Source organism: Mucilaginibacter sp. P4_A11 (genome assembly GCF_056402535.1).
This window is the reverse complement of sequence record NZ_JBFUHE010000004.1, coordinates 40182-62927: the sequence shown is the minus strand read 5'-3', so window position 1 is coordinate 62927 and position 22746 is coordinate 40182. Positions and strand designations below refer to the sequence as shown.

The window sequence follows — 22746 nt, the reverse complement described above, 5'->3', positions numbered from 1 at the left end:
AATTATTATGGGTAGCTTAAGGCTATGTGACCTGTTCTGTTCCGTTTAAACAAAATTTTATGGGCAGCCGGCATAAGCCTCTCCTTCCCATCTTAATACATCATTTTCCTCAGCGATCACTATCGTTTGGAAAGACCTCATAAGTGTAATGCCGTAGTTGATAACGGAGGCGCGTAGATCTTTATACTTTGAACTGGGGTTTTAGGATAAAAACCCCAGTTCAGATCATCAGGTTCCTGTCAGGAAATAACAGTCAACCTAATTTCATCTGTGTACAAGCAATGCTCCGGTTACGAATGCGTTATTCCCCTTTCAAACTTTTCACCGGGTTAGTTAACGCTGCTTTGATAGCCTGGTAACTTACTGTCAGAATAGATATGAGCAAGGTAAGCGCCGCAGCGATTACAAATACCCAGATATTGATAGTAATCCGGTAGCTGTACCCCTTCAGCCATTGATACATTAAATACCAGGCGATAGGTGAAGCGATGCAAAAGGAGATCACGACCAGTCTCAGAAAGTCTATAGAAAGCAATGTGGTTACGCTGGCTACCGAAGCACCGAGTACTTTTCTTATACCAATTTCTTTGATGCGGTTCTGTGCCATGTAGGCGGCCAGGCCAAAAAGCCCGAGGCAGGAGATGATGATCGTCAGCCCGGCAAACAGACTGGCCAGGGTACCGATCCGTTGTTCGTCGCCGAACTTCTTGGCATATTCCTGGTCGACAAAACTATACTCAAACGGATAATCCGGGTTATATTTCTTAAATATGGCTTCGGCCCGGCGAAGGTTTTCTTTGGTGGAGTTGGTATTATTAAGCTTATAATGGATGATATTGAACCAGGAACTGGGTCCCTCGATAAGCATGTGCTGAACAGGTTCGTAAGGCGAGCTGATAATAAAATCCTTGATCACACCAACAATATGCCAGGTCTTCATGTCTTTACCCTCCCCCTGACTGATCGATTTACCAACAGGGTCTTTCAGGTTCATGATCTTAACTGAAGCCTCATTGACCAGCATGGCGGTTGAATCTGTAGGGTAATTCACAGGGTCGATGTCCCTGCCGGCTACGAGCTTAAGGCCCATGGTTTTAACCAGGCTGCCGTCCGAACTGTAAATAATAAAATCAACCTTGTTCTTGGGCAATGAGCCTGGCCAGTTGAAGCCCCAGCTATCGCTGTATCGCTGTGTTATGGGGGAATTTGTTTTGGACACAGAAGTTGCCGCGCCGCTCGAAAGTAATTCGTTTCTGATGGATGGATAGTGCTTCGCGATTTCGCCAGACATAAAGGTGTAAACCAGGTTGTCTTTCTTGTAACCGGTATCCCTGTCTTGGGCGTATTGTAACTGTTGGCGGATAATGACGGTGCAAATGATTAGCACTACTGCAAACGTAAACTGGATAACCACCAATAATTTACGGGGTGTAACCAAGGCATTTGCTGCTTTGAAAGTACCCTTCAGTACAGCTACAGGCTTAAAAGATGATAGGTATAAAGCCGGGTAGCTTCCCGAAATAACACCCGTGATGATGATGAAGCCCAGCGCGATAAGCCAAAAGTATGGGTTGCTGTAGGGTACAAATAACTGCTTTTGGGTAAGCTGGTTGAAACCGGACATGCTGAGCTGTACGATCACGATAGCGAAAATACCCGCGATAAAAGCGATCAGGACAGATTCGCCCAGAAACTGCCAGATCAGCGAACCCCTTAATGCGCCTACGGTTTTGCGGATCCCCACCTCACGCGCGCGTTTTTCGCTTCTGGCCGTACTTAAATTCATGAAGTTGATGCAAGCGATGACGAGGATCAACACAGCAATCAGGGAAAATACCCTGATCCGTTCGATTTTCCCCCCGATTATTTTTCCATCCTCAAAATGAGAATACAAATGCCATTTACTTGCCGGGTGCAAAAACTGCTGAATATCTTTAGTATCGGAATGATTTTTGGTAAAGTTCAGCACGGCAGCATTAGCGTGGGCTTCCGTTACGCCGGGCTTTAAAAGCACAAAAGTTTGAATGGAGTTATTACCCCAGTATTCATCATCCTGACCTATCTTTTTCAGGTATGACCACGGCATCAGGTATTCAAAATCAAAGCGGGTATTATTCGGAAGGTCCTTCATCACCCCGGTCACTTTGAAATAGGAATTACTATCTATTTTAACCGTTTTCCCTATTGCGTTTTCCACCCCGAAAAGTTTCTTCGAAAATTTTTCAGTGATCACGATGTTATTTACTTCGCTCAACGCGGTTTTCCGGTCTCCGCTGATCAATGGAAAACTGAACATGGAAAGAAAGTCCGGGTCGGTAAAATCGCCCGATGCTGTCAGGTGTTTGTCGCCGAGGGTAAATAAAAAACTGGCATCGGTAACCCTGGCTACTTTTTCCATTTGCGGCAATTCTTCTTTCATCACCCTTCCCATGATTTTAGGGGTAGTTTCCCAGCTCCATAATTTTCCGTCGAATTTTGAGCGGTTATAAACAGAATAAAGCCTTTCCCGCTTTTCATGGAATTGATCAAAGCTGAGCTCGTTATTAATCCAAAGCAAGATCAGCGCGGCGCTGGCCATGCCGATAGTCAGTCCAAGGATATTGATCAGGGAGAATGTTTTTTGCCGCAGAAGGTTGCGCCAGGTGATCTTTAAGTAATTTTTCAGCATATGGTCAGGCTTTGATAAGGATAAGACGCCAATATTACGTAATAGGTTGCAGCACTTTTCTTCTTTTTTTATTCAGCAGCAGAAACTGGTACTTTAGCAAGGCGCGCCAATAAATAGTTCAATTAAATGCGCTTTATTCCGAAATATCTTTCCAGCTAAACACATGTCATCTATTAATAATTTACATAGCTTCATTTGACGATATACATAAATATTATAGGCAATATTTTCGTGTAAGCACAACTACGTTCTGATTGTTTCGAATACGAATGGCGGCCACTTCGCGATCTGATATTTTTTTCCCTGATTAAAACAATTTTGCAATAAAATGATTTATTTGTCTAAATTTAAATGTTAATTATTTAGACAAAATGAAATATTCCATATCCGATCTGGCACAGCTTTCCGGGATCTCTGTTCACAATATCAGGATATGGGAGCGTCGTTATGGAGCATTGAAGCCTTCCCGTACGGTCGGCAATACGCGCTATTATGACGATGAGCAGCTAAAACGCTTGTTGTGCATTGCGGGCCTGTATCATGCAGGCCATAAAATATCACGTGCTTGCGCGCTGGATAGGGATAATATGTCTGCTCTTTTACAGGATCAGATCGAACTTACTTTACCGGAGGAGCACCGCTTTGAATATTTCATCGTACAGATCGTCAACCACGGCCTGGCATATAATGAAACCCGGGTCAATGAACTGATATCCGCCTCTTTCCAAATGAACGGGGTGCCCGGTACTTACAAGTATGTGATCTACCCCATCCTGGTGCGTATGGGGCTAATGTGGCTTAATGAATCGCTTTGTCCTTCCCAGGAACATTTCCTTTCAGCGATCATCAGGCAAAAGCTGCTTGCCGCGATCGATGCTTTAAATCCGCCGGTTGAAGCGTCGGGCTCAAGCTGGCTACTCTTTTTGCCGGAGGATGAAGACCATGACATTGGCCTGCTGCTGGCCAGTTACCTGCTACGTTCGGCGGGGCAAAAAGTAATCTATTTGGGCCCCAAATTACCGGTGTTCGCCCTTGCGAACACCGCGGATGCTACAGGTCCCGAAAACTTGCTTTTTTTTATGACTCGTGCCCGGCCGGTAGCCGATGCCCAAGCTTACATAACGCTTTTATCCACTCAATTTCCGGCTGCGAAGATCCTGCTGTCGGGTAATACGAAGGTGTTGGGCAGCATTGATTATCCTCAGGGCGTTAGATGGATGCGCACTTTGCAGGATTTCGAACAGCTCATCGCCGGACTACCTGAAATGTCGAAACCATGAAAAAGAAATTTGACCTACTTTCAGCGGAGTGCAGCAAACTGACCACCCGCAGGTACAGCACCAGTTTCGCTTTGGGGATTCGGTTCCTGGATAAACAACTGCATGGCCCGATCTATGCGATTTATGGCTTTGTACGCCTGGCCGATGAGATTGTGGACAGCTTTCATGATTACAACAAACATCAGTTGCTGGAGGAGTTTAGTAAGGATTGCTTCCAGGCCATCAGCAACAAGATCAGCCTGAACCCCATCCTCAATGCTTTCCAGCAAACGGTTAGCGATTACCAGATCGATCACCAGCTTATCCGCCAGTTCCTCGATAGTATGGAAATGGACCTTGAAAGGCAAACTTACGATAAGGAAAAATATGAAGCTTACATCCTGGGTTCGGCAGAAGTGGTAGGGCTGATGTGCCTACACGTATTTACAGGTGGTGACCGGCAGGCTTTTGAGCAACTGAAGCCACGGGCGATGAAACTGGGAGCGGCCTTTCAGAAGATCAATTTCCTGCGGGATATTGGGGCGGATTACCAGCAGTTGAACAGGTCCTACTTTCCGGGGGTAGACCTGGCTAATTTTACGGAAAAGGATAAGAAAAAGATCGAACAGGATATCGAAGCAGACTTTGAAGAAGCGCTAAAAGGGATTCGGGACCTGCCAAGATCTTCAAGGCGCGGTGTATTCCTGGCTTACCGGTATTACCGTAATTTATTCAGTAAGATCAGGCAGGCTGGCGCCAGCACCGTTTTTTCCAAACGCTTCAGGATTTCTAACGGTCGCAAACTTTTGCTGCTATTAGGTACTATCCTTAAACATCGCCTTAACTGGATTTAATAAAATTGTTTATATACTTTCGTTAGATATACCGGCAGAATCAACCAGAAAATTATTTTCGCTTATTTCGGTGTCTCCGTCAAAATTAACCGGAATGCTTTCAGTTCCCTGAAGGCGCTCCCTGAACATCGTCATTGCTAATACCCTTTTTGCTTTTCTTTACCGCTTCTTTCAGCTTGCCGAAGCGGTAATTCAGGCTGGTGGTAAAGCCTCTGAAGTAGACGCGGTTAATATTTGTTTGCGTAAAATCGGGCCCGAATGAATTCCTGATGTTATCCCTGTATTTGCTGAACGGATTATTCACCGTGGCAGAGAACGAAAGTTTATCTTTCACCACATCTTTATTAACAGTGAATGATACACTGGCATAAGGATTTGAAGTTCCCTGGATAGAAAGGTTAGGGCCATTCAAAAATACATTGGTGCTAACGCGCCAGCCCTTCTCAAAATTATAACCACTGTTTAGCGATGCACCATACATAAAGCCCTGGTTCTTTACCAGCTGACCATTCACTATGCCCTGCACACGGCCATGCGCAATTCTTCCGTTAAACGACGAGCTCCATTTTTTGGTGATGGGGTAATTGATATTGCCGTTGAAGGTAAACAGACGGGCCTTGCCGGTGTTATCAAAACTGCTGCGGGTAATATCCGTGGCCGGGTCAAAAACCACAACAGGCATAATCAGGTCATTAAAATAATTATAGCCAAGCATTAGGTTCAACGACGCCTTTTGAGTTCTGCTATAACTTAACTGGATACTATTGGATACCGCGGGCCTGAGGTTAGGGTTCCCGGACGATTCGAAGTTCGGGTTCGAGCGGTCCACAAAAGGGTTTAGCTGGTAGATACCCGGGCGCTGGATTCTTTGCGAAAACCCAAGATTTACTGTACTGGAATTTTTAAACCGCTTATTAATACTTATCGAAGGCACTATGTTAAAGAAGTTTTTACTCAGCTGCGATGTGGTAGAGATAAAATCAGCATCGATCAGTGTCTTCTCTATTCTGGCGCCTGCTTTAAAGCTCCAGTTTTGCAGGGTGTAGCTGTAGCTGTTGTATGCGCCCAGTACATCTTGTTTATTATCAAATTTATTGCTTCGCGATGGGTCGGCCTCAAAATTACCCGTTGTCGCATTATATCCAAGGTACTGAAAATCGCTGTTGTTATTACGCATAATTGCTTTTACCCCCATTTCAATAGTCAGTTTCTTTACAGGGTGTACATAATCTAACTGGAAAGTCTGTTCCGAAGATTCGCCTTCGTTGTGTTGCAAGTAATCGGGCGTGGTATAGTCCACACGGTTTGATGCTGTTAGCGCGGCATTCTGAGTGTTGTTGAATGTGTAATACTGGTACGAAAAGGTGAGCAGCTTCTGCTTACTGCTTTTAAAACCCAGCTGGTAATTTAAGGCCACATTGCTCCCCCTGCCGCCTGCCGTATTGTTATTGTACAGGTCATATTGCTGAGCCTTGTTGCCTGTCTCTTTCAAAACGGAATTTTGCGTGTTAATGCCGTCCTGATTATTTCCGTTAATATTAAATTGCCCCGAGATAAGGTTGAGGCTGTCTATTTCGTAGCTGATCCCGATTTCCGCATAACCATTTTTGCCATCCCATTCTGCAGAGTTATGCTGGTTGAGGCTGGTAGGGTTGCTTCCGGTACTAAACCTTTTAATGGAGCTGAGCACCTCGGGCGAATTTGAAACATTAGCGCCAAAATAGCCGGATAGCTCCAACTTGCCTTGTTTAGACGAAAACGATCCACCGAACCTTGGGCCTCCCACTGGAAATACATGGCTGACATTCAGTGTACCATTATACCCGTTATTCACTTTTTTATTCGTTACAATATTGATGATACCCGCCATTCCCTCAGCATCATATTTAGACGAAGGGTTGCTAATTACCTCAATGCTTTGAATGGTGGACGCAGGCATGCTTTTGAGGATATTCTTGGGGTCGCGCTCCATCATGCTCGATGGCTTGCCATTAACAAATATCCTGAAGCTGCTATTCCCCTTTAGCAGGATATTATCGTCGCCATCTACGCTCAACAAAGGCACTTTGCGCATCATCTCCAGCACATTATTGCTTTTGCTGTCTGGGTCAGATTTTAGGTCGTATATAAGTTTATCAACCTCCTGTCTAATGATGGGTTTATCGGCTATGATAGCCACCGTTTTAAGTTGTGTAGTTTGCAAGCTGATGGCAATGCTGCCCAGATTTAAAGAAGGTTTCTTATTGTCTGTCAAATCGATAGGGAGCGTTTTCGGGTTAAAACCAACACTTATCATCGAAAGCAGGTATTTTCCTGATGACAGCTTTTTAAACGTAAATGTCCCGTCTGTTTTGGTCACGGCTGTTTGCACCAACTCCTTTGCTTGGTTGCGCAGATGTACGGTTATATAACCAAGCGGTTGTTTCGACATCGAATCGGTTGCAATACCGTTTAATGCGAATAATGTCTGCCCTGCCTGCCCGAATACCTGGACGCTAACAAATAAACATAGGATGATGAGTAAAAATTTTAGCTTCATGTTGATGTGATAGGTGAAATGTTTTAAAAATTTTCGAGCCACCACAATTACTATTGCGATTGCTATAATACCATGTTATGCATAGTACTATGCCGGTATGACAACAGCCACAGTGAATTTGTTACACTTATTTGAAATAAAAATTCCATACCTGTAGTATTATCTAATTATCAACTTTATACTTACGACTTAAAGGCACGCATGGTAATTGGAGTCCCCTACTCACATTTATTTAAGAACTCAAAAATCCGCAGGCTCCCAAGAAAGTGACCGCCATGCTATTTTTGAACCGGTCAAGGAAAACGCCGGTGAATAGAGCTTGCAGGGTACAGCTACTTTTATAGTGTATAAAATGCTTTTGCGACGAAATACATTTTTTACCGACCTTGAAGAGAGTGATATGTCAGTAAATGATCTGTCGGACGGGCTAAACCATGATTACCCAGGAAAATTATTACTTGAATACGGCGAAATGAAGAATTTAAAGGAGAAGTGACAAGTATAGTGAAGCAAGCTTATCCCGCCGTATTTTATGAAAACTTACCGGTAACCGCATATTTACACGGAACATTATTAACCTCAGATAAAAACTCCATTTGAAAATAAATACCAATTAAAAACAATCCTATTATATAAATATATTTTATGAAGAATTTATGAATTATAAGGATTTATTTAAGATTTATTTCATGTAACTTCCTTATTACCTTGCAAATAAATCTATTTCCTTCATTTTATTTTGATATAATTTAGCGTTATAAATTATATTATGAAAGTATTACTGACGGTTATCATCTTAGCAATTTCTATGCGGCCTGTACAGGGTCAGGTTAGCCAAAGCTTGTCATCGTCCGCACAATTGTTTGGTGTAATTGACAAAGCAGATTTAGCGATGACATCATGTGACTTTGAAAAAGACGCTAATGCAGAAATACTTTTTGACAAATGCGAAGTTTCGTTTAATTACCGTTACGAGCGCGAGATCAACCGGCATATCCGTATCAAGATCTTTAATGATGACGCAAAAAATGCTACTAATGTCAAGTTAAGATATTTTACCGGTAACCATCCGGAATCCATTTCGGATATTCAGGCGGAAACGATTAACCTAATTGGGGGCGCTGTAGAATTTAGCAAGGTCGATAAACAACAGATATTCAATCAAAAAATAAATAAATCCCTTTCAGAGATTGTTTTTTCCTTTCCTAACGTAAAGGCGGGATCAATAATAGAGTATTGCTACAAGGAAACAGCTTCGTCATTTAATATTCCTGACTGGTATTTTCAAACTACAATACCAACGCGATATAGTGAAATTAGCACAGAGATACCCAGCATCTTGTCCTATAAAAGCTTGGCAATAGTTAATCAACCTTTTGCCAAAAGCACTGATCAGATCAAAGCACTGGCAAACGTTCCTTCTCTTAAGCCGGAGCCATTTACGGGTGCTCCAAAGGATAATCTGGATCATATTGCTTATCAGCTAACGAACATTAATGGCAGCGGCGTTTACAAATCTTACGCCGACACCTGGCAGAAGATAACTGACGACCTGCTGAGTTACGATGATTTTGGCGGCCAATTGAACAGAAAACTTACGGGCGAGGCAGATATTATTACTAAAGCAAAGTTGCTGAAGGCCGACAGGGATAAAATAGCTTATATTTTTGAAGAAGTACAAAAGCAGATGAAATGGAATAATTCAACTGTTTGGTACACCACTGCGGGCGTAGTTGATGCCTGGGATAAAAAAACAGGCAATTCGGCCGAAATAAATCTGATCTTATATCATTTGCTTAAGAAATCCGGTCTTAATGTTTTCCCGATGTTGGTGAGCACCCATAACAATGGCAAAGTTTATCCTAATTATCCAAATAAGAGCCAGTTCAACAAAGTGGTATCCTACATTCCTGTGGATAGCACCACCTACTTTGTCCTTGATGCCTGTAATAAATATTATACATATAACGAGATTCCGGTTAGCTTACTAAGCAATTTTGGTTTATGCATACAACCTGAAGCTGAAAAAAACTATGATCTGGTTTTTTTGGAGAAAAGTGAGCCGGTTTTACAGACAGTGAATATCACAGCTAACATTCTGCCCGATGGAAAGATGAATGGGAGTGCTGAAATAAACAGCTATAGCTACCGTCGTATAAGTGCATTAGAACGGTACAAAGCCGATGGCGAAAAGAAATATGTTAATTACCTAAGGGACAAAGATAACAATCTTAAGATTACCGGACTGAAACTGGAAAATACGGATGTGGACACGCTGCCATTAAAACAACATGTTGATTTTACGCTTATGCTTGCTGCAAGCGACGAAAGCTATATTTATTTCACGCCCAATCTCTTTAACCGTTTAAAAAATAACCCTTTGTTAAGTGAAAAACGGTTAACAGATATTGATTTTGAGTACCGCAACAATTACGTTACCACGGGTATTTTTACTGTCCCTTCCGGCTATAAAGCCGACGTTTTACCCAAAGATGCCAGTTTAATTATGCCTGATAAAGGTATATCGTTCAAGCGCCGAATCGCCGAACGGGATGGCAACATCACGGTAAGTTATATAGTAGATTTTAAAAAATCGTGGTATTCTAAAGATAATTACCCCGAAATACATGAATTTTTCAAAAAAATGTACGAAATGTTGAATGAACAAATCGTACTCAAAAAGTCCTAATGCTAATGAAAACTACGCCAAAAGTATTCATGCTGACTGTTGAAATTTTAATTGCAGTAAAACTTAAATCGTTTTGTCAAAGCAATGATATCCCAAAAGATGCTTACCGGGTAGCCGGTATTCCTGATTCTTTAAAAAAACATGCGAGCAGCGTGGTTCGCTATTCGGAGATTATTATCAACGTAAAAGGTCCTGGAAAAGCTACTATTAAATTGCATACTATTACAACATTGCTGAATGACAAAGCTCAGGACCTGGCCGGGCTATATATGGGCTACAACAAAAATTTTGACACCTACAGCGGTATCGAAATGAATGTGTTTAATGATAAAGGGGAGTCAATAAAAAAATACCGAAAGAGCGATATGTATGACGGATCTGCCGCGAATAGTGAGATGCTGGTAACCGATGAACGATTTTTATCCCTTAGGCATACGGCGGCGGCTTACCCCGTAACAATTGAAAAAAAATATGAAGAAGACAGGAATAGTTTTATTGATTTAGGCCAATGGTATCCCCAACTCATGGGGCAGGCCATCCAATATACAGTTATTAAAGTGATTGCCGATCCATCAATTGGATTTAGGTACAAAGTATTGAATAGTGACAGCAAACCAGTTAAGCGGTCTGTGAAAGGCCTGGATGAATACACATGGGAATTTAGAAATCTTCCTGTATTGAAAAACACATCAAATGTTTTGCCATGGAAAACCCTGCCCGATATTGAAATGGCTGTGAATAATTTTAATTGTTACGGCTATCAGGGCGATTTTAACAACTGGCAAAGCTTTGGTAAATGGTTTCAATCACTGAATAATGACGTTTGTACACTAACCCCAAAACGTGTTGCTGAAATCAAAAAAATGACAGACTCTATTAAGACAGCGCAGGGAAAAGCGCGTTTCTTATATCATTACCTACAGCAGAATGTTCGCTATGTCGACATCGATTTAGGTATTGGTGGTTACAGATCATATCCTGCAACATTTGTAGATGAAAAAAAATACGGTGATTGTAAAGCATTATCCAATTACATGCGGGCTTTATTAAAAGCAGTAAATATCGACGCCAATTATGTTATTGTAGGCGCTGGTGATAAAGCGCAGCAGGTTGAACCTGGTTTTCCGGCCAATCGATTTAACCATGTTATACTTTGTCTTCCTTTCAAAAATGACACTACATGGCTTGAATGCACCAGTCAAAAGCAAGCCTATGGAAAGCTTGGGGCATTTACTGAAAACCGTAAAGCATTACTAATCGATCACGATGGTGGCAGGTTGGTTAATACGCCTGGAAGCACCACAGCTGATAATCAGTTTAATAGTGAGGTTAACATTAAAATAAATACCGACGGAAGTGCTAAGACAAGTATCAAAATAGCCACGACTGGTGCTTACCGGTCGCATTATCTTGCTTACAACGCCTTAAGTATAGATCAGCAAAAGCAAGTTTACACCCGCTTGCTGCACATGCGCCAATTTTCTGAATTAAATATTACACATAGTGATTTGGATAATTCTATTAATGAAACTGATTTGGATATAACTTTCGATAAGTTCTGTGATATCGTTTCGGATGACAAGCTTTTTTTTCGACCATTTGCATTCGATCTTTCCACTTATATTTTTACACCTGATGCGAAAAGGAAAACCGATTTTCATTTTGAATATCCAATGGCAAAGTCATGCACTACCACTATCGATCTTCCACGAGGTTTTGAAATAGAAACTTTGCCGCCAAATGCAAGTTTAAAATTTGCGTTCGGAAGTTTTGAAATTAGCTATGTTTATAATCAATCCTCAAATAAAGTGGTCAGTATTGCTAAATTTAACATCAATAACGCAGTGATACCGCCAGAAAACTACGCTGAAATGCAGCACTTCTTTGACGAAGTAGGACAAGAAGAACGGCGAAAATTAGTTGTAAAACACAAGCAATAAACTAACTCTTACTTGTCGGTTTAATTAGTCGTTAGTACTCCTTATTTAATTGGCCAGCAGTTAAAAAAACAAGAAACTTTATTTTCGAACTTAATCAAGATGATTAGCGTTCTCCAAAAGAGCAGGGATATTTTACCAGAATCCATTAGCCCTCGCCCAAGTTTCAAAGAGTTTCGGCCATTTATGTACAGGTGATCCTTTCGCGCCCATACCCCACCCATGTCCTCCTGTTGGGAATAGATGTAATTCTGACAAAACGTTATGTCTTTGAAGGGCTGCATACATCATTTTACTATTTTCAACAGGCGATATAGGATCATCCATTGCCTGGGCCAGAAAGGTTGGTGGGGTGTTATCATGAACATGCAATTCCGGTGAATAATCTTTTGCTTTTCTTTCGTCGGTGTTGCCTGCCAATAGTTCTTCTCTGGAATGTGTTTTATCATAGGGAGGCAGCATGGTAATTACAGGATAAAGAAGCGCCACAAAATCCGGACGTGCATCCAAGAGGTCAATATCATCTGTCGATGTATACAACCGTTTGTCAGGCTCTGTTTCGATCATCGCTGCTAAGTGACCACCTGCAGAAAAACCCATAATGCCTAATTTGTGTTCATTGAACCCAAAACGCCGCGCCTGGCTGCGCATAACACGCATTGCACGTTGCCCGTCTTCAAATGGAACGTCAGGCGTTGCCCAACCTTCATCCGGAAGACGATAAATGAGCTCAAAAGCAACGATACCTTTTGACGCCAACCATTGGGCCGCCGGACCACTTTCTTTCCCTTGTTCGAGATGCGCATAACCGCCGCCACTTATGACCAGTATTGCTGTTCCGCCTGGATGCGCTGGAAGGTGTGCAATTAACCTTGGCTCAGAGATTTTAGTAATTGAGCCCCTATCCGTTATTTTTTCTTTTCCTGTAGGACCTGGGCCATCGGGTATACTTTTGTTCCATAATGGAATTACTAATTGTTTGTATGCCGATTGAGCCTGGGCGTTTTGTAAGGCTACTACAGCCATAAATAAAAACATAATTCTGAGCAACAACTTAGTTGTAGTAGTCATGATTATATGATTGATATCGTCGACTTTTAAACTGGCGATATGAAGATTCAGCCAAGCAAAACATGTAATTATATAACAATATTTTCTGTTTATATCATTTAAGGCTATAAACTATATTTCGGATATAAAATACACGAAACTGTCGCGACGCGAGCACGGGTATTTAATGATCAAATTAACCGCCGAATCTTAATTCAATGGTGGGTGACTATCGTAAGTTTTAAAAAAAACGTTTCTGCGTTGCCTTGCGCTAAGTTGCAAAAGGTCGGAAAATATTTTTGTCCTGGCTGACAAATTCAGCCCGGACAGATTCACTGCATAATGAACTGTTCACCTCTGCAATAACGATAAAACACCCTTCCCTCCATTGCCACAGCAACCGTGATTAATCCTTATGCTTAAAAAAGAGTGTATGTTAAATAATATGCATAAAAAAAGAAAGGCTGTAAGTTATTAACTTACAGCCTTCTACATCCGTCAGATGTACTCAAAGCCGTAGGCCCCACGAACCAATTCTTAGATGACCTGAAACGTTTAGCCACTATATTTGATGATTAAGGCCGATTTGAAATATCTAACCCGTTTTTAATTGAACCGGAGATAATGCTCACGGAATTTGACAGAAATGCCGTCGATGGATGTAATTAATCTAAGTAACTATCTTGAAAATACTTTATCCAAAAGGGTGTAGTTGAAGGTGATCAAGTAAATGTCCTTTAGCGATACGCAATTCAAAACCGTACTGTCCAATGTCCGCTATCGTTACATTAATTAATTTAAATAAGATGCATTTTACTTTATATTAGCAAGTTAAAGTTTTGGAACGTGAATTGAATTACCTTTTACTTGAAGTTACATATTTCCCATATTAGCCTGCTTGATTTATTCTTTATCGGAACAATATTCATTGGGCTCACTTTTGCCCTGTTATTATGGTTTACACGAAACATCAACCAGGCAGCAAACAAATTTCTTGCCCTGTCCCTTGCTGTGATGGTTTTGTGGATGGTGCATATCGCAAATATTGATATCTGGCTGCAGCTGCAATTTTCAATGGCACTTGGGCCACTGATCTATCTTTACGTATTAAAACTGACGCTCCCGGAATATAAATTTGGCTGGAAAGACTTACTGCATTTTATCCCGGTATTGTCGGAACAAGCTTCTGTATTGAATCCGGTATTACCACTTCTTACGTTTATTTCGCTTTTCATTTATTTGTATTGCTCGCACAGATTGATAGAACGCTTTTACAGGCGGCTAAAATTTATCGGTGGCGACCGGTACCGCAACGAATTGAAATGGCTGCATAGTTTATTGCTGGCTTTGGGCCTGTTATGCTTATTGTGTATAACCTTTACCGTTGCGGGCTATTTTGGCTATCATAACAGGTTCGATTTGCAGGCTTACTGCATCTTATATCTGCTTTTAGCGTCAGGGATGATATGGCTGGCTGTAAGGGCTCATTTAAAGCCGGAAATAGGCGTGCTGGCAACTCCCGCACCGAATTTAAAACCAATACTTCCTGCGGATTTAAAGCAAAAAGGTATTTGGCTGAAGAACATCGTAAAAGAAACCCGCTATTACCTGGATCCGGAACTAAGTTTAACCTTACTTGCGGAAAAGCTTGGCTTGACTACCCATGAATTATCGCGGATCATCAATACGGCGCTCAAAAAAAGCTTCAATGATTTTATTAATGAATACCGGGTGGCAGAGGTGAAAAGAAGAATTCAGGATCCGGCTTACGATGGGATAACGCTGCTGGGCATTGCGTACGATTCCGGGTTCAACTCGAAAAGCACTTTTAACCTCGCTTTTAAAAAAATGACGGCCAAAACCCCCGCAGAATATAAAACAACCCTGGGAAAAGAGCTCCTATCTTATAATTCAGGACGCCATCCGCGTTTTGCGACGGTAATTTCGTACCAGGAAACCACACCAAAGTGGTCTCATGGAAAATTTAACCGCAATTACATGATCAGGAATTATTTAAAAATCGCTTTCCGCAACTTTTGGAAACATAAGTTATTTACGTTGATCAATGTTGCCGGCCTGTCTATAGGCATAAGTGCAGCACTGGTTATTTACCTTTTGGTACATTACGATCTTACTTTTGACAAGTTCCATAAGGATGGTGACCGGATTTACCGGGTAGTCACGAACTTAACTTTCGGGGGCCAGGCGGGATATAACCCCGGCGTTTGCGGGCCGCTGCCCTGGGCAGTTAAAAACCAGGTGACGGGGCTGCAAGAAACAACTCCTATTTTCTCATTAGCACAACCAAACGTAACTGTGCCCAATGGCAGTAAATCGTCGTCCCGTTTTAAGGCCCAGAATAATGTAGTTGTTGCCGAAAGCACGTATTTCAAGCTTTTTGAGTACAAATGGCTCGCCGGTTCTGCTCAGTCAGCGCTAACTGCACCCTACCAGGTAGTACTTACATCCGGCCAGGCCGAAAAGTATTTCCCCGGCTTAAAATACGATCAAATGATTGGGCGCACAGTAGTTTATGATACATTAACAACCACCGTGAGCGGAATTGTGCAAAGCATTAAGCAAAATACCGACTTCAGCTTTCATGATTTCATTTCATTCCCTACCGCTTTTTCAAATCCGGCGTTAAAAATGCAACTGCGTTTACACAACTGGGGGGGAGTAAGCCCATCATACCAGCTTTTTGTTAAGTTAGTGCCACAGGTTACAACAGCACGAATTGAGCAACAGCTGAACGACATTGAGAAAAAGAACCTGCAACAGCGACCGGGCAATACGGAAGTGTTCGCATTACAACCACTAACTGACATCCATTTCAACACCACCTACGGAACTTTCGTTGGCGGTAGGGTTGCAGACAAAACAACGCTCTATGAGCTATCCGGTATAGCGCTTTTATTGTTGTTATTGGGTTGTATCAATTTCGTCAATCTCACTACTGCGCAATCTGCTCAGCGGGCCAAAGAGATCGGCATCCGCAAAACAATGGGCAGTAGCCGCAAGCAGCTGGTATTCCAGTTTTTGAGCGAGACTTTTCTGATAACACTGGTTTCTGTGATTATTTCGGTTGCGATTACACCAATAGTACTCCAGCTTTTTTCAACGTTTATTCCGCAGGGCATTCATGCAAGTTTGATCCTGCAACCGAACATTCTCTTATTCCTTGTTTCGTTGATAATTGTTGTCAGCCTGGCTTCGGGATTTTACCCGGCGATGGTGCTTTCGGGCTTCAAACCTGTTTCGGCCATTAAAAATCAGGTAAACGAAGGCAATAGCAAAACACGTAACGCAGTATTAAGGAAATCGCTTACGGTGGCCCAGTTTGCCGTTGCGCAATTTTTTATCATGGCAACTATCCTGGTGAGTAAGCAGATTTATTTTGCCATTCACAAGGATATGGGCTTCAAGAAAGATGCTATTTTAATCGTGAGTTCGCCAGTAAAAAAAGATGCTGTTTTCGTTTTTAATTCGCCGGTAAAAAAGAAACAGGAAAGCCTTAACCAGGTCTTTCTCAATAAGCTCAGGGCAATTCCGCAAGTCGATGCCGTAAGCATGGGCTTTGATGCAGCTACTTCTGATTACACAAATTCAACCGAAGGCAGTTATAAAGACGGGAAGAAAGAGATCAAGATCGAAAACATCACTACAAAATTCGGTGATGAAAACTATATTAAGGTTTATCATATTAAGCTGCTGGCAGGACGCAACCTGATGTCAGGCGATACATCAAAGGCATTCCTGATCAATAATACCCTGGCCAAACAGATCGGTTTTACTAATCCACAGGATGCGGTAGGCAAAGTGATAAGTAACTTTAATGGAAACAAGGATATGCAGATCATAGGTGTTGTGGGCGATTTTAACCAGGAATCAATACATGCAGCCATCGCACCTTTGGCTATTCTTACCAGTACCGATCCCAATTTCACTGGCACTTTTCATATTGCGCTTAAACCACAAACAGTAAATAGCGGTGAGTGGAAAACTGCGCTTGCATCAATGGAGAAAGCATGGAAACAAATTTATCCGGATGATGATTTTGAATACCGGTTTTTTGATGAAAACATTGCCCGGCTGTATGACAGTGAGCAGCACATTTCCGCACTGCTGAGATGGGCAACCGGATTATCCATCCTGATTAGCTGCCTGGGTTTGCTTGGCCTGGCTATCTACACCACCAACCAGCGTACTAAGGAGATAGGCGTACGGAAAGTACTCGGTGCAACAGTAAGCCAGATCGTGGTGCTGCTTTCGGCCGAAATGGCAAGTCTGATCATATTGGCTTTCGTGATCATAAGCCCCGTGGCCTGGTGGGCTATGAATAATTGGATGCAGGGCTTCGCCGAACATACCACCATAAGCTGGTGGATTTTTGCACTTAGCGGTGGCGGCCTGTTACTGACCGCACTATTTACTTCTGGTTTTCAAACCATCAAAGCAGCACTGGCTAACCCGGCGAAGAGTTTGAAGAGTGAATAGCCATTGAAATATATCAGTTATATAGAACTTGAATTGGGCATTCCGCTGAAAATGACCAAGGATTCCGAAATAAAGAGGTCGATCATTCGGGCGTAAATTTCATACGCCTGCATGATCCTTTTGAAAAGTATTATATTTTTGACAGCTCCTGGATAAATTCACATTTTCGTTCTTCAAATAATATGATGGATTTTATTAATATTAAAGAAGATTTCGATAAATGATCCGATTGCTACAAGGAAATTGAGGAATATTATGCAGCCGTAGAGGCAAGTCAATTTCCAGTATTCATTTTCCATTTAAACATTTGATAAAAATCTGCCAGTAAATAAGCTGACTATTCGTAGTCCGATGGCCTGAATAACCCCAATAAATATACAAGTTCGTTGGCAATGGTGACTTTAGTCCAATCACGTTCCATAAAATGTTTTTGGACAAACTTCGGCTTGATTCCTTTCACATTTATAAGAGTAAATTTTATTCCATAAAAAAAGTTGTCAATAAAATTGACAACTTGCCTAAAATAGTACTCAAAACCGCAGTTCCCACGAACCAATTTTTAAATGACCTGAAACGTTTAGCCGCTCTATTTGATGATTAAGGCTGATTTGAAATATCTAACCCGTTTTCGATTGAACCGTATGAAGTTTCATCGCATGAACACTTAATGAAAGTACAGAGTGGGTATGATAGTCGTAAATACTTTTCTTAATGCGAAAATTCATTAACGGCCGAATTTTAAACCAATTCATTCATTATGATAACTGCTTTGCCTATATATTTACCATTTGGAACTTCTCTGTAAGCTTTATTAAATGAATTAAAAGGATATATCTTGCTCACCACAATTGCTACTCCGCTTTCTGCATAACCTTTAAGTTCCGTAAGATATTCCGGGGAAGGTTTTAGCATAAGTAATTTATATTTCTTATTGGAAAATAAGTTGATGAAAAAAGAGCTGATAATTTCTTTTGGTCCGGGGGCCGTATGTATATACGCGGAGGAATGCTTCATTACTTGTTTTGCTTTACTAAAAGGCATTTTGCCTGATAGATCAATAACAATATCATATTGTTTGTTCCCTTTTAAAACATCTTCGTTATTGTAATTGACGATGAAGTCGGCACCCCAATCTTTAACCGCTTGAATACCACTATCGCCAACTACGGTAGTTACTATAGCCCCCTTGATTTTTGCGATCTGAGTAGCGAACATGCCTATACCACCTGACGCACCATTGATTAGGATTTCAGTGCTTTTTTTTAAGCTTACCAAAGTGTTAAATATTTGTAATGCAGCAGAACCTACTACGGGCATCGCTGCGGCCTGTTCAAATGAAATATTTGCGGGCTTTATAGTTATATCTTTCTCGGAGGCAACGATATATTCGGCAAGGGCTTCGCCTTTAAACACATCCAATATGCCGAACACTTCATCACCTTTGTTGTATTGAGTCACCACTGTGCCTGTTTCTGTAACAATGCCCGAAAAATCGATGCCAATACCTTTAGGAAATTTACTGCCAGACATTAATTTCATTTCTCCGTTGCGTATTTTCCAGTCCAGCGGATTAATGGATACCGCTTTAACTTTGATCAATACGTTTGTTTCTTGAACGGCAGGAATCGGTACTTCTGCTATTTGCAATACTTCCGGACCTCCGAATTTGGAATAAATTATCTTTTTCATTTTGCTCTGTTGATGTTGCCACTGTACATACCTTCTTTAAATACCGGAGCGTTAAGGTCAGTTACAAACAATACAATATTGCAGTCCTCAAACGCATTAAACAGGATTTCCTCATCTTCAACAACAACGCTTTCTCCTTTTTGGATAACGGTAGTTTCGTTGATCGCGAGCGATCCGTCGAATACATAGACCAGGCATGTGGCGTTTCCGATCGGTAACGCAGGCAGTGATTGTTGTTTTCCCCGTTCTAAATTTATGTCATAGATCCAAGTATTGCTCCTGATCTGTAGCGGGAAATCATCGCCCTTACCCGCTACAGCCCGCCAAGTATTCAGACTGTTCACATCCGGAAATTCATGAAATTGCACCTCCGGTGTCAGTCCACCGGTTTCGGGACGAATAAATATTTGTAAGGCAGTCAGCACGCCCCCCTCCGGCAAAACAAGTTCTTCATGCTGGAATTTCGAACCGGCGTTCATCATCATTAGCCTTTTATTGGTAATGATCTCGATGTTCCCTTCCGTGTCCTTATGTTCAACTACGCCGCTTCGCAGATAAGTCAGTATCTCGTCATCCTGATGCGGGTGCATAGGTACTAAAGTGCCGGGGGTAATAGTGGCCTGGTCGATCCTTCCAATAGTACCGATACCCGAATCTTCAGCGCCGATCCCTTTGCCGGGAAATAGTATCTCGATACCAAAGCCCCCGTTTTTCTTTACGATCTTTTGCTGATTTGAAATAATTTGCAACATGATTAACTGTTTAATTTTTCTTTTAAAAAATTACTGGCTTCCTGCATTGCCTGTTGTCCAATTGAACCTGTCCCGAAAAATCCATGGACGTTCTCGTAATTTTGATAGATCGTTGGGACACCTGCCTTTTGCAGTTTATTGGCATAGGCTTTTCCTTCGTCTCTCAAAGGGTCATAGTTGGCCGTCATGATCAGCGCCGGTGGCAAACCCGAAAGATCTGCTGCCCTTAAAGGCGAGGCCTCGTCGAATTTAGCCCGATCGGTTAAATAATTATCCCAAAACCATTTCATCATTTCGGCAGTCAACACATAACCTTCCTTGTTTTCTTCCCAGGAAGCATGATGTGATGAATAGTGATCTGTCACCGGGTAAGTTGCAAACTGGGCTTTTAGCGCAATTCCTTTAGCCGCCAATTTTTGAGCCACCCAAATTGCCATATATCCGCCGGCGCTATCGCCGGCTACGGCCATTTTGTCCCCTGCTCCATTATATTTTTTTGCGTTTTCGATCATCCAGAGCGTAGCCGCAACAGCACTTTCCGGCCCCTCGGGATAGGGATGCTCCGGTGCCAGTTTATAATCTACCGACATGACCACAGCACCTGTATTAACACAAAGTTGGCGACAGATCTCGTCATGTGTATCTAAACTCAGCAGCACGAAACCGCCCCCATGAAAATAAGTGATTACCGGGAAAGGGCCATCTCCTTTGGGAATATAAATTCTTACCGGGATGTGGTCTTTTTCAATGATCGTATTGATCACCTGTCCAACAGCTGTCGGGTTCGTGTTTGCCGGGGCCTGTTTCATCAGGTCACGGGTTTGCTGCGGTGGCAACAGGTTTAATTTATCAAAGCCATGCGCTCCTGCATCTGCTATTGTTTTTTTTACTTCTTCGGATAGTGCCATTGGATCAATTTTAAATGATAGGTCAAAGGTCGGCAGGGTGCCAAATTTAAAATAGCGCACCGCGCCTGAAAAATAGTCCGATCCGCCCAAATCGTAGAAGCAGGCTGGTTTCAGCTACTTCTTATCCAAAAAATCCGGCGGATAAACTACCTGCCCATGCTTTTGAGCAATAGCCTGAAGCTTTTTTACCGCATCCGGTGTCATAGGCGGCGGCGGTAGAAATTCACCGGGAGCCACGGGTTCACCTATCTCTTCAAAAAACTCTTCCAGACCGGCCGGGACAACGGTACAAAGCAAGTGAGCTAACCGATCACTTACATTTTTAAAGTAATGCACCACGCCGCCTTCAGGTATCACCACAAACGAACCTTTTGTAGCGGTGTAAGATCCAGCTTCAGAATGAACCTCCACTTCGCCATCGACGATATAAAAAGATTCATAAAAATTGGCGTGAGAATGAGGCCCCGGGCCGCTTTGCGGAGGGATCAGCATGTCGATAGTAGCAAATGCGCCATTGGTTTGCTTGCCCGAGACCAGTACGCGATAGTTATCGCCTACGATCGATAATATTTCCCCACCTTTAGGATCAACGGTTATCGGCGACGGTTTTGAATTTTCCATAGTTATACTGTTTAAAATATTCGTGATTTATCTATTTTCAAATTTAACTTAAGTGCTAAGCATAGCCCATAAGAAACAATAGCCAAAAAACTCGCTATAAGCCGTATTTTTTAAAAAATAGTCCGATTAGTCGCAAATTGATGCTTTTGATTTAATATATTTAATGGAGTCATTTTGCTCGCCAGCAAAACGAAACAATTGATTTAAATCATGGTAAGACCCGAACGTGTGATGGCTGTAGAATTTGAGTTTCAAGTCATCAAAAACTATCATTTTTTGACAGCGTTCGCCAAACATTTCAGCACGATCGTGGAAGGCGACAAAGTACATCTGCCTCAATGGTTGGGAGAAGGTTACATTCAGCACATCAGCCTGGATGGCATGGCCCTGTTTATCCATAACTATAAATTAAATCATGATCTTGTGCTAAGGCGGCAGGCTATTGCAAACACCGAAAGTATAACGCTAAGATTTGACCGGTCTAAATTCCTGTCCAGATACAGTCAGCAACAACATGATCCTTTCTTTGATGAATTAACAGGGTTTGAAGTGGAAATCGGAACCTGTAACTTCAATACTGAACTAAAGATACCTGCAGACAAACCGATCAACTTTCTGATCATCGGCACTTCGCGCAGCTACTTAACCGGCTTACTCAATTCCGAACGTCGCGCCACAATTTTAGATCTGGTTAAAACCCAGCCATCATTTGTTATTCATGATGTCATTCGTCCCGAAATGGATCATGTTATCAAGCAGATCATCAAGGTCAATGGCGCTACAGAACTGCCGATGTTACTTTACAAGACAAAAGCACAAGAGCTGATCTATCATCTTTTTAGAAACTTATTGAAACGCCCGGTCATAGCCCCGGTAAATGTCAAACGGAAAGACGCCGAAAAAATTTACCTGGTCCGTTTGGCAATACTGAAGAATATGAATAGTTGTCCGCTGCTCCCGGAACTCGCTCATTTGTCGGGTTTAGGTTTAACCAAATTACAAAAGCTCTTCACGCAGATCTTTGGACAAAGCATCTATCAATACTATCAGGCCATGAGGATGATACAGGCAGCCGGCCTTCTTAGCAGCTTGTCTGTATCAGAAACTGCTTATAAATTGGGTTTTACCAATCTTAGTCATTTTACCAGGGTATTTGAACGGCACCATCAACTAAAGCCTAAACAATTTAAAAGCCGTTTGATAAGAGAATCCAATCCTTTCTGTTGAGCTGGTTCTGGCTTTTAGGCTAACATAAAGCGAAGTTTGGCTAAATTTGTCGTCCC

Annotated in this window: 14 protein-coding genes; 7 read left to right on the top strand and 7 right to left on the bottom strand. The window is 42.0% G+C overall.

What is annotated here, in order from left to right; all coding sequences use genetic code 11:
• Nucleotides 1-301: 301 nt before the first annotated feature.
• A complete protein-coding gene (locus AC1DUD_RS09505) occupies nt 302-2668 on the bottom strand; it encodes an ABC transporter permease (RefSeq protein WP_477373961.1) in 2367 nt (788 codons plus the stop codon).
• Nucleotides 2669-3039: 371 nt separating this feature from the next.
• On the opposite strand from AC1DUD_RS09505, the gene AC1DUD_RS09500 reads away from it, so the two are divergent.
• The gene (locus tag AC1DUD_RS09500; RefSeq protein WP_477373958.1) at nt 3040-3948 is read left to right on the top strand and encodes a MerR family transcriptional regulator; all 909 of its coding nucleotides are present in this window, start codon (nt 3040-3042) and stop codon (nt 3946-3948) included.
• On the top strand, nt 3945-4781 hold the full coding sequence (locus tag AC1DUD_RS09495) for a phytoene/squalene synthase family protein (RefSeq protein ID WP_477373956.1): 837 nt from the start codon (nt 3945-3947) through the stop codon (nt 4779-4781). Before AC1DUD_RS09500 ends, AC1DUD_RS09495 begins: the two co-directional genes overlap by 4 nt.
• Before the next feature lie 100 nt (nt 4782-4881).
• Here AC1DUD_RS09495 and AC1DUD_RS09490 read toward each other — a convergent pair whose 3' ends face one another.
• The gene (locus AC1DUD_RS09490; RefSeq protein ID WP_477373954.1) at nt 4882-7320 is read right to left on the bottom strand and encodes an outer membrane beta-barrel protein; all 2439 of its coding nucleotides are present in this window, start codon (nt 7318-7320) and stop codon (nt 4882-4884) included.
• A 352-nt stretch (nt 7321-7672) separates the two neighbouring features.
• On the opposite strand from AC1DUD_RS09490, the gene AC1DUD_RS09485 reads away from it, so the two are divergent.
• The 3 genes from AC1DUD_RS09485 (at nt 7673) to AC1DUD_RS09475 (ending at nt 11949) form a co-directional block, all read left to right on the top strand.
• Nucleotides 7673-7816 carry a hypothetical protein gene (locus tag AC1DUD_RS09485; protein ID WP_477373952.1) on the top strand — a complete coding sequence of 48 codons (144 nt, stop codon included), beginning with the start codon at nt 7673-7675 and terminating at the stop codon, nt 7814-7816.
• 273 nt (nt 7817-8089) lie between these two features.
• Nucleotides 8090-10009, top strand: coding sequence for a DUF3857 domain-containing protein (locus AC1DUD_RS09480; RefSeq protein ID WP_477373950.1), 1920 nt, complete (start codon nt 8090-8092; stop codon nt 10007-10009).
• Nucleotides 10009-11949, top strand: coding sequence for a DUF3857 domain-containing protein (locus AC1DUD_RS09475; protein ID WP_477373948.1), 1941 nt, complete (start codon nt 10009-10011; stop codon nt 11947-11949). Before AC1DUD_RS09480 ends, AC1DUD_RS09475 begins: the two co-directional genes overlap by 1 nt.
• A gap of 132 nt (nt 11950-12081) precedes the next feature.
• Here AC1DUD_RS09475 and AC1DUD_RS09470 read toward each other — a convergent pair whose 3' ends face one another.
• Nucleotides 12082-13017: an alpha/beta hydrolase gene (locus tag AC1DUD_RS09470; RefSeq protein ID WP_477373946.1), complete on the bottom strand. Its 936-nt coding sequence runs from the start codon at nt 13015-13017 to the stop codon at nt 12082-12084.
• Nucleotides 13018-13863: 846 nt separating this feature from the next.
• On the opposite strand from AC1DUD_RS09470, the gene AC1DUD_RS09465 reads away from it, so the two are divergent.
• Entirely contained in the window at nt 13864-17493 is a 3630-nt protein-coding gene (locus tag AC1DUD_RS09465) for an ABC transporter permease (RefSeq protein WP_477373944.1), read from the top strand.
• A gap of 738 nt (nt 17494-18231) precedes the next feature.
• Here the strand turns inward: AC1DUD_RS09465 and AC1DUD_RS09460 are convergent.
• The 4 genes from AC1DUD_RS09460 to AC1DUD_RS09445 all read right to left on the bottom strand — a co-directional run bounded on the left by AC1DUD_RS09460 (nt 18232) and on the right by AC1DUD_RS09445 (nt 21463).
• Nucleotides 18232-19182 (bottom strand): NAD(P)-dependent alcohol dehydrogenase, encoded by a 951-nt coding sequence (locus AC1DUD_RS09460; RefSeq protein WP_477373942.1) that lies wholly within the window; start codon nt 19180-19182, stop codon nt 18232-18234.
• The gene (locus AC1DUD_RS09455) at nt 19179-19934 is read right to left on the bottom strand and encodes a pirin family protein (RefSeq protein WP_477373940.1); all 756 of its coding nucleotides are present in this window, start codon (nt 19932-19934) and stop codon (nt 19179-19181) included. The genes AC1DUD_RS09460 and AC1DUD_RS09455 overlap by 4 nt, the downstream gene beginning before the upstream one ends.
• Nucleotides 19935-19936: 2 nt before the next feature.
• Entirely contained in the window at nt 19937-20842 is a 906-nt protein-coding gene (locus tag AC1DUD_RS09450; RefSeq protein WP_477373938.1) for an alpha/beta hydrolase, read from the bottom strand.
• Between the two features lie 114 nt (nt 20843-20956).
• Entirely contained in the window at nt 20957-21463 is a 507-nt protein-coding gene (locus AC1DUD_RS09445) for a cupin domain-containing protein (RefSeq protein ID WP_477373936.1), read from the bottom strand.
• Between the two features lie 210 nt (nt 21464-21673).
• Between AC1DUD_RS09445 and AC1DUD_RS09440 the strand changes: the two genes are divergently transcribed.
• Nucleotides 21674-22690 (top strand): helix-turn-helix domain-containing protein, encoded by a 1017-nt coding sequence (locus tag AC1DUD_RS09440; protein ID WP_477373934.1) that lies wholly within the window; start codon nt 21674-21676, stop codon nt 22688-22690.
• Nucleotides 22691-22746 lie beyond the last annotated feature (56 nt).

Coding starts and splice junctions, on each gene's coding strand:
- AC1DUD_RS09505 (WP_477373961.1), bottom strand. CDS start 2,668: ATGCTGAAAAATTACTTAAAGATCACCTGGCGCAACCTTCTGCGGCAA.
- AC1DUD_RS09500 (WP_477373958.1), top strand. CDS start 3,040: ATGAAATATTCCATATCCGATCTGGCACAGCTTTCCGGGATCTCTGTT.
- AC1DUD_RS09495 (WP_477373956.1), top strand. CDS start 3,945: ATGAAAAAGAAATTTGACCTACTTTCAGCGGAGTGCAGCAAACTGACC.
- AC1DUD_RS09490 (WP_477373954.1), bottom strand. CDS start 7,320: ATGAAGCTAAAATTTTTACTCATCATCCTATGTTTATTTGTTAGCGTC.
- AC1DUD_RS09485 (WP_477373952.1), top strand. CDS start 7,673: ATGCTTTTGCGACGAAATACATTTTTTACCGACCTTGAAGAGAGTGAT.
- AC1DUD_RS09480 (WP_477373950.1), top strand. CDS start 8,090: ATGAAAGTATTACTGACGGTTATCATCTTAGCAATTTCTATGCGGCCT.
- AC1DUD_RS09475 (WP_477373948.1), top strand. CDS start 10,009: ATGCTAATGAAAACTACGCCAAAAGTATTCATGCTGACTGTTGAAATT.
- AC1DUD_RS09470 (WP_477373946.1), bottom strand. CDS start 13,017: ATGACTACTACAACTAAGTTGTTGCTCAGAATTATGTTTTTATTTATG.
- AC1DUD_RS09460 (WP_477373942.1), bottom strand. CDS start 19,182: ATGAAAAAGATAATTTATTCCAAATTCGGAGGTCCGGAAGTATTGCAA.
- AC1DUD_RS09455 (WP_477373940.1), bottom strand. CDS start 19,934: ATGTTGCAAATTATTTCAAATCAGCAAAAGATCGTAAAGAAAAACGGG.
- AC1DUD_RS09450 (WP_477373938.1), bottom strand. CDS start 20,842: ATGGCACTATCCGAAGAAGTAAAAAAAACAATAGCAGATGCAGGAGCG.
- AC1DUD_RS09445 (WP_477373936.1), bottom strand. CDS start 21,463: ATGGAAAATTCAAAACCGTCGCCGATAACCGTTGATCCTAAAGGTGGG.
- AC1DUD_RS09440 (WP_477373934.1), top strand. CDS start 21,674: ATGGTAAGACCCGAACGTGTGATGGCTGTAGAATTTGAGTTTCAAGTC.